Annotated in this window: 12 protein-coding genes; 3 read left to right on the top strand and 9 right to left on the bottom strand. The window is 67.1% G+C overall.

All coding sequences use genetic code 11. The features are described from left to right. The first annotated feature begins 48 nt into the window (after positions 1-48). Genes ACK6C6_RS19655 through ACK6C6_RS19645 form a run of 3 tightly spaced genes read left to right on the top strand, consistent with a single transcriptional unit; the run spans position 49 to position 3,340 of the window. Positions 49-1,416 carry a UDP-glucose dehydrogenase family protein gene (locus ACK6C6_RS19655; protein WP_409268866.1) on the top strand — a complete coding sequence of 456 codons (1,368 nt, stop codon included), beginning with the start codon at positions 49-51 and terminating at the stop codon, positions 1,414-1,416. Beyond that, positions 1,413-2,408, top strand: a complete 996-nt coding sequence (locus tag ACK6C6_RS19650; RefSeq protein WP_209589471.1) for an NAD-dependent epimerase/dehydratase family protein — start codon at positions 1,413-1,415, stop codon at positions 2,406-2,408. Before ACK6C6_RS19655 ends, ACK6C6_RS19650 begins: the two co-directional genes overlap by 4 nt. A gap of 26 nt (positions 2,409-2,434) precedes the next feature. Beyond that, entirely contained in the window at positions 2,435-3,340 is a 906-nt protein-coding gene (locus ACK6C6_RS19645; protein WP_409268865.1) for a hypothetical protein, read from the top strand. A 49-nt stretch (positions 3,341-3,389) separates the two neighbouring features. Here the strand turns inward: ACK6C6_RS19645 and ACK6C6_RS19640 are convergent, their stop codons facing one another. Genes ACK6C6_RS19640 through ACK6C6_RS19600 form a run of 9 tightly spaced genes read right to left on the bottom strand, consistent with a single transcriptional unit; the run spans position 3,390 to position 14,937 of the window. Then, positions 3,390-5,285 (bottom strand): XrtA/PEP-CTERM system amidotransferase, encoded by a 1,896-nt coding sequence (locus ACK6C6_RS19640; protein ID WP_409268863.1) that lies wholly within the window; start codon positions 5,283-5,285, stop codon positions 3,390-3,392. 57 nt (positions 5,286-5,342) lie between these two features. Continuing rightward, positions 5,343-6,518 (bottom strand): TIGR03088 family PEP-CTERM/XrtA system glycosyltransferase, encoded by a 1,176-nt coding sequence (locus tag ACK6C6_RS19635; RefSeq protein WP_409268861.1) that lies wholly within the window; start codon positions 6,516-6,518, stop codon positions 5,343-5,345. An 11-nt stretch (positions 6,519-6,529) separates the two neighbouring features. Beyond that, positions 6,530-8,128 (bottom strand): exosortase A, encoded by a 1,599-nt coding sequence (gene xrtA, locus ACK6C6_RS19630; protein WP_409268859.1) that lies wholly within the window; start codon positions 8,126-8,128, stop codon positions 6,530-6,532. Beyond that, the gene (locus ACK6C6_RS19625) at positions 8,119-9,312 is read right to left on the bottom strand and encodes a TIGR03087 family PEP-CTERM/XrtA system glycosyltransferase (protein ID WP_409268858.1); all 1,194 of its coding nucleotides are present in this window, start codon (positions 9,310-9,312) and stop codon (positions 8,119-8,121) included. The genes xrtA and ACK6C6_RS19625 overlap by 10 nt, the downstream gene beginning before the upstream one ends. A 3-nt stretch (positions 9,313-9,315) precedes the next feature. Further along, entirely contained in the window at positions 9,316-10,413 is a 1,098-nt protein-coding gene (locus ACK6C6_RS19620; protein WP_209589476.1) for a FemAB family XrtA/PEP-CTERM system-associated protein, read from the bottom strand. 53 nt (positions 10,414-10,466) lie between these two features. Next, positions 10,467-11,351 carry an XrtA system polysaccharide deacetylase gene (locus ACK6C6_RS19615; RefSeq protein WP_209589477.1) on the bottom strand — a complete coding sequence of 295 codons (885 nt, stop codon included), beginning with the start codon at positions 11,349-11,351 and terminating at the stop codon, positions 10,467-10,469. Continuing rightward, a complete protein-coding gene (locus ACK6C6_RS19610; RefSeq protein WP_409268856.1) occupies positions 11,348-12,382 on the bottom strand; it encodes an XrtA/PEP-CTERM system-associated ATPase in 1,035 nt (344 codons plus the stop codon). Before ACK6C6_RS19610 ends, ACK6C6_RS19615 begins: the two co-directional genes overlap by 4 nt. Positions 12,383-12,395: 13 nt before the next feature. Then, on the bottom strand, positions 12,396-13,973 hold the full coding sequence (locus tag ACK6C6_RS19605) for a TIGR03016 family PEP-CTERM system-associated outer membrane protein (protein WP_209589479.1): 1,578 nt from the start codon (positions 13,971-13,973) through the stop codon (positions 12,396-12,398). Then, positions 13,954-14,937 (bottom strand): XrtA-associated tyrosine autokinase, encoded by a 984-nt coding sequence (locus tag ACK6C6_RS19600; RefSeq protein WP_292044060.1) that lies wholly within the window; start codon positions 14,935-14,937, stop codon positions 13,954-13,956. Before ACK6C6_RS19600 ends, ACK6C6_RS19605 begins: the two co-directional genes overlap by 20 nt. Positions 14,938-14,940: the final 3 nt, after the last annotated feature.

Genomic DNA, 14,940 nt, shown 5'->3' with positions numbered 1-14,940 from the left:
TCATGCTTATCACCTGCTTATCCATCACCCGCTTACTGAGATAACACTATGAAGATCACGATCATTGGAACCGGCTACGTGGGCCTGGTCTCCGGCGCCTGCTTCGCCGATGTCGGCAACACCGTTCTTTGCCTGGATGTCAACGAACAGAAGATTGCCTCCCTTAAAAATGGTGTGATCCCGATCCATGAACCGGGCCTGGACAGCATGGTTGAACGCAACGCCGCGGCTGGCCGCCTGCTGTTCTCGACCAGCTACGACGAAGCGGTGCAGCACGCCGAGGTCGTGTTCCTGGCGGTGGGCACCCCGCCGGACGAAGACGGCAGCGCCGACCTGACCCACATCCTGGCCGCGGCGCGCAGCATTGGCCAGCGCATCGAGAAGCCGATCGTGGTGGTGGACAAGTCGACCGTGCCGGTCGGTACCGCCGACAAGGTGCGCGCCGCCATCCAGGGCGAAATCGACAAGCGTGGTTCCACCGTGTCGTTCACCGTGGTCAGCAACCCGGAATTCCTGAAGGAAGGTGCGGCGATCGAGGACTTCATGCGCCCCGACCGCATCGTGGTGGGCAGCGACGACGCCGATGCGACCAAGCTGATGCGCCAGCTGTACGCGCCCTTCAGCCGCAACCATGAAAAACTGGTCGAGATGGACATCCGCAGCGCCGAACTGACCAAGTACGCCGCCAACGCCATGCTGGCCACCCGCATCAGCTTCATGAACGAGCTGGCCAACCTGGCCGAGCGGCTGGGCGCGGACATCGAAGCGGTGCGGCACGGCATGGGCCTCGACCCGCGCATCGGCTCCCAGTTCCTGTACGCCGGCATGGGCTACGGCGGTTCCTGCTTCCCGAAGGACGTCAAGGCCCTGGTCAAGACCGGCGCCGAACACGACCAGGTCCTGCACCTGCTGGAAGCCACCGAGCGCGTCAACGAAGCCCAGAAGAACGTCCTGTTCAAGAAACTGGTCCGCTTCTTTGGCGGCACCGATAACCTGCGCGGCAAGACCATCGCGCTGTGGGGCCTGTCGTTCAAGCCGAACACCGACGACATGCGCGAAGCACCGAGCCTGGTCCTGATCCGCGAACTGTTCGCGCTGGGTTGCCGCGTGCGCGCCTACGACCCGGTGGCAAGCAAGGAAGCGCTGCACATCCTGCAGCGCGAGCACGGCGCCTCGCGCGTGGAGGAACTCCTGACCATCACCAGCTCGGCGGTAGCGGCATGCGACAACGCCGATGCGCTGGTGCTGGTCACCGAATGGAAGGAATTCCGCGCGCCGGACTTCCGCTCGCTGGCCGCGACCCTGCGCGCCAAGGCGATCTTCGACGGCCGCAACATCTACGATCCGGCCGAAGTGGCCGCTGCCGGCCTGGCCTATGAAGGGATTGGGCGCGTCAGCCGGAAGGCGGTGCAATGATCGGTGGGACGCATCGCGTCCTGGTGACGGGCGCGGCCGGCTTCGTCGGCAGCCACGTCGCCGCGCGCCTGGCGGCCATGGGCCACCAGGTGGTCGGCTGCGACAATTTCAACGACTACTACACGCCGCGCCTGAAGCACGACCGGGTCGCCGCGCTGCTGGCCCCGGCCGGCGTCGCGTGCGAAACCGTCGAGCTGGCCGATGCGGCGGCAGTGCAGGCGCTGTTCGAGCGCGTGCGCCCGACCCTGGTGGTGCACCTGGCGGCCCAGGCCGGGGTGCGCTACTCGCTGGAGAACCCGGCCGCCTACGTGCAGTCGAACCTGGTGGGTTTCGGTAACATCCTCGAAGCCTGCCGCCACCACAAGGTGGAGCACTTGCTGTACGCGAGCAGCAGCAGCGTGTACGGCGCCAATGCCAAGGTTCCGTTCAGCGAGGACGACCAGGTCGACGAACCGGTGTCGCTGTATGCGGCCACCAAGAAATCGAACGAGCTGATGGCGCATTCCTATAGCCACCTGTTCGGCCTGCCGGCCACCGGCCTGCGCTTCTTCACGGTCTATGGTCCCTGGGGCCGCCCGGACATGGCCTATTTCAGCTTCACCCAGAAGATGATGAAGGGTGAGCCGATTCCGGTGTTCGCCGAAGGCCTGCTGACGCGCGACTTCACCTACATCGACGACATCGTCGAAGGCGTGGTGCGGCTGCTGTTCAAGCCGACCCCGGCGGAGCAAGGCAAGGCGGCGCATACCGTCTTCAATATCGGCAACCACAATCCGGTGCGGGTGCTGGACTTCATTCGCAGCATCGAGGAAGTCACCGGCATCGAGGCGCGCAAGGAATTCCTGCCGATGCAGGCCGGCGACGTGCCCGCCACGCATGCCTCGATCGACAAGCTCAGGGCCTGGGTCGGTTTCGCGCCGACCACGCCGCTCAAGGATGGCCTGGCGCGCTTCTACGAGTGGTACCGCGACTGGCCGGGACGCCAGTCCTGAAGCCGGCGGCAAGGAAGGAGAATCGAATGCCGGCTGAAATACTGCTGTTCCAGACCACCGATCCGGCCAAGGTGCGGCGCCGCCTGCTGCGTTTCCGCGAGGCTTTCCTGCGCCTGGGGCCCGGCTTCCATTTCGCGCTGGTGTCCTATGTGCCGGACGCGCGCACCGAGGTGCGCAAAGTGGTGCTGGACGGGATCGCGCTCGACCACTATGTGTTCGGGCCGGACGCGATCGACACCCTGGCCTATCCCTACAAGGGTGCGGCGCGGCCGTTCCGCCTGATCCCGGGCAACTGTGACCTGGTGGCCGTGCTGGCCCGCAAGGCGCTGCCGGACTACGCGCAGTACTGGGTGATCGAGGACGACGTCGAGTACTCCGGCGATGCCCACGCGCTGTTCGCCGGACTGGCCGGCCGCGAGGGCGACCTGCTGGCGACCCACCTGGCCAGGGGTTTCGACGAGTGGACGTATTCCTCGATGCTGCGCTCTCCCGGCGGCGACGTCACGCCTTCGCAGAGCTGGCTGGTGTTCCTGACCTTCGTCCGCATCAGCGGCCAGGCGCTCGATACCATCGACCGCTATTACCGCGAAGGCTGGAGCGGGCATAGCGAGAACATGTGGGCCACCATCCTCAAGCACGCCGGCATGAGCGTGGTCGACATCGGAGGCAACGGCAAGTACGTGGGCGAGCAGGACCGCGGCCTGCGCTACTACGGCGAAGCCGGTGACCGTTTCGAGAAGAACGGCAGCTTCGGAACCATGAACATCCGGCTGCGCGCGGGACGCCGCAAGGACGTGCTGTGGCACCCGATCAAGCCGCCGGCGGCCTGGCTGCGCCAGACCCGCAAGCGCTGGCTGTCGATCGGCCGCTACTACCTCGACCGGATGGGCTTGGGCGCGCGCTCCGGCGCGCTCGGCAACGACCGCAGCTAGACCCGATGCCCGCCGATGCGGGCATCGCCGTTTTTGGCGGCTGCCTTTTTCAGGACGCCGCGTTCACCCGCAGGAAAGTCTCGAACATCAGCACCTGCCACAGCGCCGCGCTGTGATCGTGGGTAGCCGCGATGTGCTGCTCGGCCATCGTGCTCAGGAAGTCCGCGTTGAAGATCCCCGTGTCCAGCAGCTGCGGCGAACGCACCGCGGCGCGCAGCTTGTCGCGCAGCGGTCCGCGCAGCCAGCCCGCGAGCGGGATCGAAAAGCCTTTCTTGGAGCGGTACAGCACGTCGTGCGACAGGAAGGGCTCGAGCGACTTCTTGAAGATGTACTTGCCTTCGCCGCCGCCGAGCTTGATGTCGCCCGGCAGGCTTGACGCCCACTCCACGAAGGTATGGTCGAGCAGCGGCACCCGCACCTCGAGCGAATGGGCCATGCTGGCGCGGTCGACCTTGGTCAGGATGTCGCCCGGCAGCCAGGTCTTGAAGTCGAGGTACTGGATCAGCGCCAGCGGATCGTCGGTCGGCGCGTTCGCCGCGTGTTCGCGGAACACCTCGATCGCGCTGTAGCCCTGCAGGCGGCGCTTGAAGCCGTCCGAGAACAGTTCCTCGCGCATGCGGTCCGGCATGCGCGAGACGCCATGGAAGTAGCCCTCGACGGTGTCGCGCGCCAGCGCCTCGAAGGTGGTCTTGGCGCGCAGCACGCGCGGCGCCCAGTCGGCTTTCGGGTACAGGCGTCCCAGGGCGCCGAACACGGGTTTGCGCAGGCCCAGGGGCAGCTTGTCGCGTACCCGCTGCTCGGCCATCGCGAAGCGGTAGCGGCGGTAGCCGGCGAAGTTTTCGTCGCCGCCGTCGCCCGACAGCGCCACCGTGACGCGCTGGCGCGCCAGCTGGCAGACCCGGTAGGTCGGGATCGCCGAACTGTCGGCGAAGGGCTCGTCGTACAGGCGCGCCAGGGTGTCGACCAGGCCGTAGTCGTCCTTGTCGACGATCTGCGAGAAGTGGTTGGTGCGGTAGCGCGTGGCCACCTCGTTGGCGTAGACCGATTCGTCGTAGTCCGGGTCGTCGAAGCCGATCGAGCAGGTCTGCACCGCCTTGGTGTCCTGCTGCGCCATCATCGCCACCACCGCGCTCGAGTCGACGCCGCCGGACAGGAAGGCGCCGAGCGGCACTTCGGATTCCATCTGGCTGCCCACGCACTCGCGCAGACGCTCGATCAGCTCGCGCTCGATGTCTGCCTGCGGGCGCTGCGGCTGCGGCTTGAAGGGCAGGTCCCAGTATTGGCGCGGCTTGACCTGGGTGTCGCCGATGCGCAGGGTGATGCAGTAACCGGGGCTGAGCTTGAAGGCGTTGTGGTAGATCGTGTTCGGCTCGGGTACGTAGCCGTAGGCGAAGTAATCCTCCACCGCGCGCGGGTTCAGCTCGCGCGACAGTTCCGGGAAGGTCATGATCGACTTCAGCTCGGAACCGAACACGAACAGGCCGTTCGGCAGCAGCGAATAGAACATCGGCTTGACGCCGACGTGGTCGCGCGCCATGAACATCAGCTGCTTGTTGCGGTCCCAGAGGGCGAAGGCGAACATGCCGCGCAGGCGCTGCACGCAGTCCTCGCCCCAGGCTTGATACGCCTGCATGATGACTTCGGTGTCCGACTTGGTGCGGAACACGTGGCCCCGGGCCACCAGCTCGTCGCGCAGCGCGCGGTAGTTGTAGATCTCGCCGTTGAACACCAGGGTCATGGTGCCGTCGGCGCTGCGGAAGGGCTGCTGGCCGGTGGCGATGTCGATGATCGACAGGCGGCGGTGGCCCATGCCCAGGCCCGGCTCCAGGTACAGTTCGCCCTCGTCGGGGCCCCGGTGGAACTGGCTTTCGTTCATGCGCCGCAGCGCTTCGCGGTCGATCGGGCGAGCGCCGCGGGTATCCAGGATGCCGACAATTCCGCACATGGTAGGTGTTCCTTAAGTTTCTTTGATCTTTTTCTGAATTGCTTCAGCCCGCCTTAATCAAGCCGGCTGGCGAATCTTCTGCCGGCACAGGCGGTCGTACAGCTTGCCGTACTCCGCCAGCATGGCGCGCATGCTGAAGGCCGCTTCGACCCGTGCGCGCGCCGCTTCGCCGCGCTGCCTGCGCAGGGCCGGGTCGCGCACGTAGCTCGCTAACGTCCGGGCCAGCGCCTCGCTGTCCTGGACCGGCACCAGGCTGCCCTCGACGCCGTCGGTCACGACCTCGGGAATGCCGCCGACCTTCGATGCCACCACCGGCAAGCCGCAGGCCATCGCTTCGAGCATCGAGACCGGCGTGCCCTCGGCCAGCGAGGGCAGGGCGAACAGCGAGAAGCCGTGCAGCAGCGCCGCCACGTCGGCGCGCGCGCCGGGCAGCCAGACCACCTCCTGCAGGCCCAGGCTGGCCACCTGTTCGCGCACGGCGCCCATCAGGGGACCGTCGCCGACGATGCTCAGGCGCAGGCGCTCGCGCAGCGACGGCTCCAGTTCGCGCAGGCGGGCGAAGGCCTCGACCAGGCCGCGGTGGTTCTTGACGTCCTGGATGCGCGCCACGGTGCCGATCACGATGTCGTCCGGCCCCCATGGCGAGGCCTGGCTGGCGGCAGCGGCGGCGAAGCGCTCGGTATCGACGCCGTTCCGGATGAACAGGGTCTGCTCCGCCGGGATTCCTACCTTCTCGCCCAGCCAGCGGCGCAGGTCTTCCGACACCGGGATGAAGCAGTCGATGAAGGGCGCCAGGCGGCGGCGCAGGAAGTTGTGCTTCGGGTTCAGGCCGTGCGGGTCGCTGGCGTCGCGCCCGTGTTCCGCATGGATGCGCACCGGGATGCCCGCCAGCGCGCCGCTGAAGTTGTACTCGAGCGCCGACAGGTTGTAGGTGTGCAGGATGGCCGGACGCAGCCGGCGCATCAGTTTCCAGAACTTCAGGTGGGTGCCGAGCCCCAGGCCGGGCGGCTTGCCCAGCGCGTACAGCTCGACGCCGGGCTGGGTGATGCGCTTGGCGAAATCCGTATAGCGCGTCAGGCAGACCACCGCATGACGGTAGCGTTCCGGCGGCATGCGGTTGATGCAGTCCACCAGCAGGGTTTCCAGCCCGCCGACATCGAGCGAGTAGGTCAGGTGCACGACCAGCGGGCGCTGCATGCCGGGAGTCTCCAGGTGGACAAGGTCGTTGCGCATGCTGCCTTCCTTTATTTCCCGCGCGCCTGCACGAGGGCGCGGTCCACGGTGCCGAAGTTCTGGCCGAGGAAGGCGCGCAGCGTGGCGCGAGCGCCTTCCGCGTCCGTACCCTCGTAGGGCACGGCGATCGCGACCATGGCGCCGTCGTCGCCGCGGAACTGCAGCTTGCCCTGCGCCTGGCGCAGCTTGCCTGCGACATTGCTGGTCGTGTAGCGGCCGTCGACCCACAGCACTTGCCAGACCAGCAGCGGTCCGCCCGGCCCGTGCAGCACGGCTTCCCGCAGCGGCAGCCGGCCGGCGCCGGTTTGCTCGGTGCGCTGGCTAGTGGCGGTCTGGTGGAAGGGGCTCTTTTCACCTGCCAGGCGGTTGACGGAGCTGATCAGGCCTTTCTGCTTGTTCTGGTTGCGGTAGTACAGCACCTGCAGCAGGACCGGACGCCCTTCGGGCGACCGGTAGGCGCGTGCCACGCGTGCGTCCGGCTCCATGTAGTCGACCTGCCAGTCCGGGAATCCCACCGCCACCGGCCAGGCCAGCTCCGGAACGGACAGCGCCACCGGCCGCGGATCATGATTGGCGCGGTCGTTGAATGCCGCGAAGGCCGGCCAGGCGGCGGCGACCGCCACAACGGCGACCGCAACCGGCACCAGCGACTTTGCCGGGCCAGGCGAGACGCGCGGTGCCGCGACCGTGGCGTGGCCGGGCTGCGGCGCAGCCGGGACTGCGGGCTTGTCGTCCTCGCGCCAGTAGCTGCCGACCCAGAACATGAGGAACATGATGAGGCCGAAGAACAGCCAGCCGTAGACCAGGTGGTCGACGCCGGTGGCCAGTTCCATGCCGCTGGTATGGCCGATCATCACGATGCCGTAGGCGCGCAGCCAGTTGGCGATGATCGGCACCACGATCGCCATGCCGATGAAGACGGCGCGCCGCAGGTTCGACTGGTAGGTCAGGTAGGCATACAGGCAGCCCAGCGTGATCGAGGAGATCAGGTAGCGGATGCCGCTGCAGGCCTCGACCACCGACCAGCTGCCGGTGGGCAGCTCGAAGCGGGTGCCGTTGCGCAGCACCGGGATGCCGGTGGCCTGCACCGCCCACACCGTGAAGTCGGCGGTATGCTGGATCAGGGGGCCGACGAACACCTCGCCGAAGGGCACCGCGAACAGCAGGAACAGCAGCGGGAAGGTGAATTTCGCCGCCAGGCGCGGGCCCAGCAGCGTGAGCGCGGCCAGCGGCATCATCGCCACGAAGGCGTACTGCATCACGACCCCGACGTCGCCCATGCGCCCGGCCAGCCAGGCCGCGCCGGCGCCGGCCATCAGCGCCAGTCCCGGCCACCAGGGACGCGCCGGGATGTGCGCGAACCAGGCGCGCTGGCGCCAGATCAGCCACAGGCTGACCGGCAGGATCACGTAGCCGTGGGCGAAGGTCTCGGAACTGTTCCAGATCCCGACCATCGACGCCGCGGTGCCGTAGAACAGCAGGATCGGGGCCAGCAGGGCGACGGCCAGCGCGACGATGCTGGCGCGCGCCTGCGCGGCCGGGAGCGGGACAGAGCCAGGTACGGCATGTGCGGCGGCCTGGTCGATGCCAGGCGGAGGTTTCAGGAACATTCGAGTCGCTCCCCGATGCAGGCCAGGTTGCTCGGCCAGCTGTACTTGCGTTCAACCCTGGCGCGTGCGGCCAGGCCCATGTCGTTGCCGTTGCGGGCCAGCAGCTGCGCCACCGCCTCGACGAAACCGGCGGCATCCTGCGCCAGCACCAGTTCGCGGCCCGGCTCGGCCTCGATGCCCTCCAGCGCCTGCGGCGTCACCACCACCGGCGTGGCCATCGCCATCGCCTCGAGCACCTTGTTCTGGATGCCGCGCGCGATGCGCAGCGGCGCCACCGCGGCGCGCGCATGCTTGATATACGGGCGCACGTCCGGCACGGTGCCGGTGACCACGATGTTCGGCTGCTTCGCCAGTTCCTGTACCGCTGGCGCCGGACGGGCGCCGACGATGTAGAAGCGCAGTTCGGGGAAGCGCGCGCGCAGCAGCGGCATCGCCTCGCTTGCGAACCACTGCACCGCATCCACGTTCGGCCAGTAGTCCATGGCGCCGGTGAACACGATGGCCTGCTCGCCGTCCTTGAAGGGAGAAGGGCCGGCGGCGTCGGGTGAGAAGTAGTCGGTGTCGACGCCGTTGCTGAAGAAGCCGATGCGCGCATCGCTCTCGGGGGCCAGCTGGCGGAACAGGTCCGCTTCCGGCGCCGACACGAACAGCGAGGCATCGTATTCGCGCGCCACCTGGCGCTCGTAGGACAGCAGCTGGCGCGCCTCGTGGCGGTACAGCCAGCTCATCGGCCAGGATTTCTTGTCGGCGTACTGGCGCCACTTGTCGGAGTCGACGTCGCAGAAGTCGACCACGCGGCGTGCGTTCGGGTACTTGTCGGCGTACTGGGCCATCGCCGACGAGAACACCAGCACCCGCTGGATCCTGTGGGCGGCGACGGTCTGGTCGACCCAGCGCGCCAGGCCGGCGTCGCGGTAGTAGTCGAGCGAGAGCGAGCGCTTCTTGACCAGCGCGCCCAGGCTGCGCACGCGGGCCAAGGTCGGATTGAGGGCCGCGAAATGGCTGCTTGCGCACATCTTCTCGACGGTCGGCACGTGCTGCCAGTCGTCGGGATCGTCCACGAAAGTCGCCAGGTGCACCTTGTAGTCGCGCGCCAGGTGCTTGAGCAGGTGGTAGGAACGGATCTTGTCGCCCTTGTTGGGCGGGTAGGGGATCCGGTGGATCAGCAGCAGCAGGTCTTCCACGTCTTATCCCAGGTTGCGCACGATATAGGGGCCGAGGAAGTTCGCCACCGGCAGCGGCAGCTTCTTCCACATCTTGATGAACAGCTGGTACTTCGGATTCAGCGGGTTATTGTCCGGCAGCTTGTCCGAGGCATACAGCTTGTATTCGTAGGGCAGCGGCGTGGCGGTGAAGCCCCAGTTCTTCTTGAAATCGTAGGCGCCGGTGCCCAGCTTGCTGCGGCCGTAGTCGAAGATGCGGCAACCGCGCGCGGCCGCAGCCTGCATCAGGTTCCAGTACATGAAGTCGTTGCCTGCCACTTCGCGCGCCAGGTCCATGCCGCCGCCGTAGTAGGGCACGACCTCGTCGCGCCAGTAGAAGGACAGCACCGAGGCCACCAGGCGGTCGTCTTCCGTGTAGATGCTGCGCACTTCGCATTCGTCGCCGAAGGTCTGCTGCAGCAGGGCAAAGTATTTTTTCGGGAACACCGGGGTGCCCAGGCGCAGCACGCTGTTGGCATAGGCCTCGAACATGCGGTCGACGTTATCCTCGACCACGCCCTTCAAGCCCAGCTTGATCCCCTTGCGCACCATGGCGCGCTGCTTGCGCGGGATGGCGTTCATGTTGGCCTCGTCGTCGGCGCTGATCTCCTTGCGGAAGGTGACGTACAGCTCCTTGGTGTGCCAGCTGGCGTCGTCCGGGTGGGCGCGGGTCATGCCGCGGTACTCGAGGTGGCCGACGCCCAGCTCGCGCGCCAGCTTGTCGGCGGCCTCGTCGAGCAGCAGGCGGGCGCCATCGTCGATGGCGGCCACGCCGCCATACACGCAGAAGGGCATCGCGCCCAGCGAGTGGCCGAACAGGCGGCTCTTGATTTCGGCCAGCGGCAGCACGCCCTGGATCTGGCCGTCCTGCTGGACGTAGTAGAACCAGGTCTTGATGCCGAAGGACTCTTCGATGACCTTCTGCCAGCCCGACAGGTGGAAGAAGGTCGCGTCCGGGCAGGCGCGTACGAAAGCATCCCAGCGCGCGCGTTCGTGCGGCTGCAGGAGGTGGAGGGTTTGCGGTCCGGTGGCGAGCACCGGGGCGGCGCGCTTGGCCTGTGCCGCTTCAATGATCGAGTTCATGCCGTGCTATGCCTTGTTGGTGTTGTTGTCTTGCGTCGGTGCTGCAGGGGTGGTTATCGTTGGTCGAGGAAGATGCGGTCCATGCGGTCCCAGGCGAAGTCGCGCGCCAGCTGCTCGAGGCGGCCTTCCATGCGCTCGATGTTCACGTAGTGGCGGAAGCGCGACTTGGCATCCAGCCCTTGCGGGCGCGGCTGGCCAGGGTCGAGTTCCCAGGGATGGAAGTAGAACAGGGCCGGCTGGCGGTCTTCGCGGTTCACCTTCTGCATCATCCAGCGCGACAGCGCGTAGGGCAGCAGGCGGAAGTAGCCGCCGCCGCCGGCCGGCAGGTTCCGGCCCAGCATGTTGACGGTGGTGACCGGGACTTCCAGCAGGCCGTCCGGGCCGTGCGGGTAGAAAGCGAAGCGCGGCGCATCCGGCATGCCGTAGTGGTCGTGGGCGATCGGGTAGATGCTCGAGCTGTAGCGGTAGCCGGCTTCCTGCAGCGCCTCCAGCGCCCACAGGTTGGCGTGGCCGATCGAGAAGCTCGGCGCACGGTAGCCCAGCACGGCCTGGCCGCCGATGTCTTCCAGCAGGGCCTTGCTGGATCGGATGTCGTTGTCGAACTGTTCCCGGCTCTGGTCCGAGGCGCGCAGGTGGCCGTAGCCGTGGCTGGCCAGCTCGTGGCCGGCGGCGACGATCCTGCGCACCATGGCTGGGTAGCGCTCGGCGATCCAGCCCAGCGTGAAGAAGGTGGCCTTCACGCCGTGGCGTTCGTAGATGGCCAGGATGCGTTCCATGTTGGCCTCGACCCGGCATTCGCGCGAAGGCCAGGAGTCGCGGTCGATGTAGGGAGCGAAGGCCGAGACCTGGAAATAGTCCTCGACGTCGCAGGTCATCGCATTCCTGATGCGCTCGCCCGGAGCGGGAGCGGGGCGGGCGACGGGTTCGTAGGGTTTCATTCCTGGTTGTCCATGTGCTGGGCCGCCGCGCCCTGGGGCGTGGCGACGATTTTCTTCAGGATCGACAGTACCGAGACGATCGACTTCTCGAGACGCATCATGCGTTCGTCGAGCACCTCCACGCTGGCGGCGCGGCGGTCGCCCATGCGGGTATCGACCGTGCGCAGCTCGCCTTGCTGCAGGGCGCCGGCGTCCGGCGTGCCCATGACCTCGGGCAGCTGGTATTCCTCGGCGATGTCGCGCACCACGGTGCTGATGTCGGCTTCGCCGAACGCGTGCATCTCTTCCAGGTAGCCCATCAGGAGCACCCGGTCCATCAAGGTATTGGTCTTGCGCGGGATGCCGCCGCTGTAGCCGAAGATCGCCGCATGCGCGCCGTCGTCGAAGGCGGGGTCGCCCTGCCAGCCGACCGTGGCCAGGCGGTGCTCGACGTAGGCGCGGGTTTCCTGCGCGTCCATCGGTCCCAGGTGGTAGCTGGCGATCACGCGCTGGCGCAGCTGCTGCATGCCGGGGCTGTGCAGGGTGGCGCGGAATTCCGGCTGGCCCAGCAGGAAGGTCTGCAGCAGCGAGCGGTCGTCGGTCTGGAAGTTCGACAGCATGCGCAGTTCCTCGACCGTGCGCGCGTTCAGGTTCTGGGCTTCGTCGATCACGAGCAGGGCGCGCTTGCCCTGGCGGTCGACCCCGCGCAGGAACTGTTCCAGGCGATTGAGCAGCTCGGCCTTGCTGGCGTCTTCATACGGCAGGCCGAAGCTCGACACCACCATGCGCAGGGTATCTTCCGGATCGAGGCTGGTGTTGACGATGTGGGCGGCGACGATCTGGTCGGTCGGGATCTTGTTGAGCAGGTTGCGCACCAGGGTGGTCTTGCCGGCGCCGACTTCACCGGTGATGACGATGAAGCCCTCGCCCTGCGACAGGCCGTACTCGAGGTAGGCCATGGCGCGCTTGTGGCCCTTGCTGCCGAAGAAGAAGTGGGGGTCCGGGCGCAGCTGGAAAGGCTTGGCGGACAGCCCGTAGTAAGTCTCGTACATCGCGTGCGGCTCCTTAAAACTGGGCGGACAGGCTGGCGGAAATGGAATTTTCGTAGAACGGCCCACTGCTGCGGCCGAGACGGCCATAGGTGCCGAAGCGGCGGTTCAGGTCGACCGCCGCGCGCACCTCGCGGCTCAACTGGTGTGTAAGCCCGAGCCTGAAGTCGCGCCGGGTGTCGACGACATCGGTAGTCAGTGAGCGGCTGCGTCCCCAGCCGATCACGGCGAGCGCGCTGGTGCGTGGGCTCAGGCGGTAGTTGAGGTTGGCGGTCGCGTCATGCTGGCGGACGTTGTCGTTGCGTCCACCCACCTGGGTCCCCAGCAGAACACTGTCGCTCTGCTCGTTCGACAGGGCAATTCGTTCGCTGCTGGACAGGGACAGCACGCCGCTGGTACGCGCCATCTTGAAAGCCATCGATCCCAGCAGCTGCTTCTGGCGGAAATAACGGTTGCTCAGGAAGTTGACGTTCTCGGATATGCTGGGAGGCAGGCCGGTGTCGCGGATGTAGGCGGCGACCGCCTGCTGGCGTGCGACCGGGTCGGTGATGGAAGCGGCAAACAGCCGGTCCAGCAGTTCGGTGGTGTCGATCGTGGAAGGCAGCAGGAACTGTTCGCGCGCGGTGGTCACGCCATCGTTGTAGGCGAGGTTCCAGGAGGTGCGGCGACTGCGGTGGAGCAGGGAGAAGCTGCCGGTCTGGCCGTAGAAATGGCGGCCGAGCGCCGCGCTCAGGTTGGTGCGCTGTGACGGCGTCCAGTTGAAGCCGACCGACCAGTTGCGTCCGGCGGTGTCGTTGCCAAGGCCTACGAACTGGTAATTGTCGTAGCCCACCGTGGCGGTCAGGGCGAAGCGCCTGGTAAGCGCGTAGCGCACATTGGCGGTCGTGCTCTCGCTCGAGGTCTCGCCATTGTAGGTATCGTCCAGGTCCTGGCGCACATGGGTCAGGCCCCAGCCTACCTGATTGAAGGCCGGGCCGCTGGCCAGGTTCGCAGTGACGCTGTCGCTGCTGCTGCTGCCGAAGCCGCGTGCACCCCGTCCACCTTCCACCCGGTCGCGCGCATAGCGCATCGCCAGGGTTGCCGTCCTTCCGTAGCGATGTTCGAGATAGGGACTGACGCGCCAGGTCTTGACCTTGGCCTGGTTGGCCGAAAGGTAGGGCGCATCCTCGACCCGGGGACCGAAGACGGAGATGTTGTTCGGCCTGGCCGAGGCGCTGGCGTCGACGTACAGGAAGTCCTTGGCCAGCGTGCCACGGCCCGATACGGCATATTCGAAGCTGTGGTCGAGCGTGTCGCGCAGGTCGTCGTCACGGTAATCGAAGTGACGCCATTGCGCCGTGCCGTTGAGGACAAGGCGCGGGCCGGTCTTGAGGAAGGATAAGGAGGGCGTGAGCTCGCTGATGAACTGCGACCGTTTCAGGTCCTTGCCTTCCTGGTAAAAATTGTCGGTGTAGCGCTCGGTCAGCGTGAGCGCCGGCACCACGCGCCAGTCGGCGCGGCACTCGGATGCCAGCAGCATCGCTGCGATTGCGAGCGGCGCCAGGCGTGGCATGCGCGCCACGCCGGCACGCAGCTCACCCATAGTGGTAATCATACGTTTCTTCGATGCCGGGGATGTCCCTGGTCTTGTTATAGATAAGGTTGACGTTGGGGCAGCCCTCGAGCTGGCGCAGCGCTTCGCCGACCGCGTGCTGGGTGGTTTTCTGGGCTTCCACGACCACCACGATCTGGCCCATGTGGCTGGCCAGGGCGCGCGCCTCGCTGGTGAGCAGCAGGGGCGGCGAGTCGAAGATCACGACCCGGTCCGGATAGCGGTTGGCGATCTCCTGCACCAGGTTGGCCATGGTCGAGCTGGCGAGCAGCTCGGTGGCGCGCGGGGTGCTGGTGCCGGCGGCCAGGATGCTCAGGGTGTCGACGTTGGTGCGCAGCAGGACGTCGGAGACGTCGAGCTTGTCGTCCACCAGCAGGTCCATCAGGCCGCGCTGGGCCGGCAGGCCGAGCGTGCCCAGCACCGAAGGGCGGGCCACGTCGGCATCCACGAGCAGCACGGTGTGGTCGAGTTCCATGGCGATGCTCATCGCCAGGTTGATGGCGCAATAGGTCTTGCCTTCGCCCGGCAGCGAGCTGGTCACCATGATCAGGTTGGCCGGATTCTCGCGCGGCTGGCGTTCGCCGAAGGCGCGCTTGAGCAGGGGGCGCTTGATGATGCGGAAATCCTCCACCAGCGAAGTACGGCCGCCGGCAGCGGTCACCATGCCGCTGGCGCGCATCTTGGCCAGGTCGAGTTCCACCTTGCGGGTCTGGCGCCGCGGCGCGGCATCGGCTTCGAGGACCGGGGCCGAGGCAGCCGCTGCGGATGCGCTGGAGGCCGGGGCGCTTGGGGGCGGAGGCGGCAGCACCGGCGCCGTGGCGACGACCGGTTCGAGGACGTCGAGGTCGGCCGTTTCCACGGCGTGCGATACAGCCAGCTGCGCCGGCATCGGCGCCGGCGCCTGGACCGGCGCGGCCTGGCCGCGTTCCTGGTCGATGCGGCGCGCCGCTTTTTCGATAATGCTCACGTC

The sequence above is a fragment of the Massilia sp. BHUDP2 genome, from assembly GCF_046236355.1.
In the GTDB taxonomy this organism is placed as follows: Bacteria; Pseudomonadota; Gammaproteobacteria; order Burkholderiales; family Burkholderiaceae_D; genus Telluria; species Telluria varians.
Note: the sequence above shows the minus strand (reverse complement) of the source record. Positions and strands in the feature narration are given on the sequence as shown.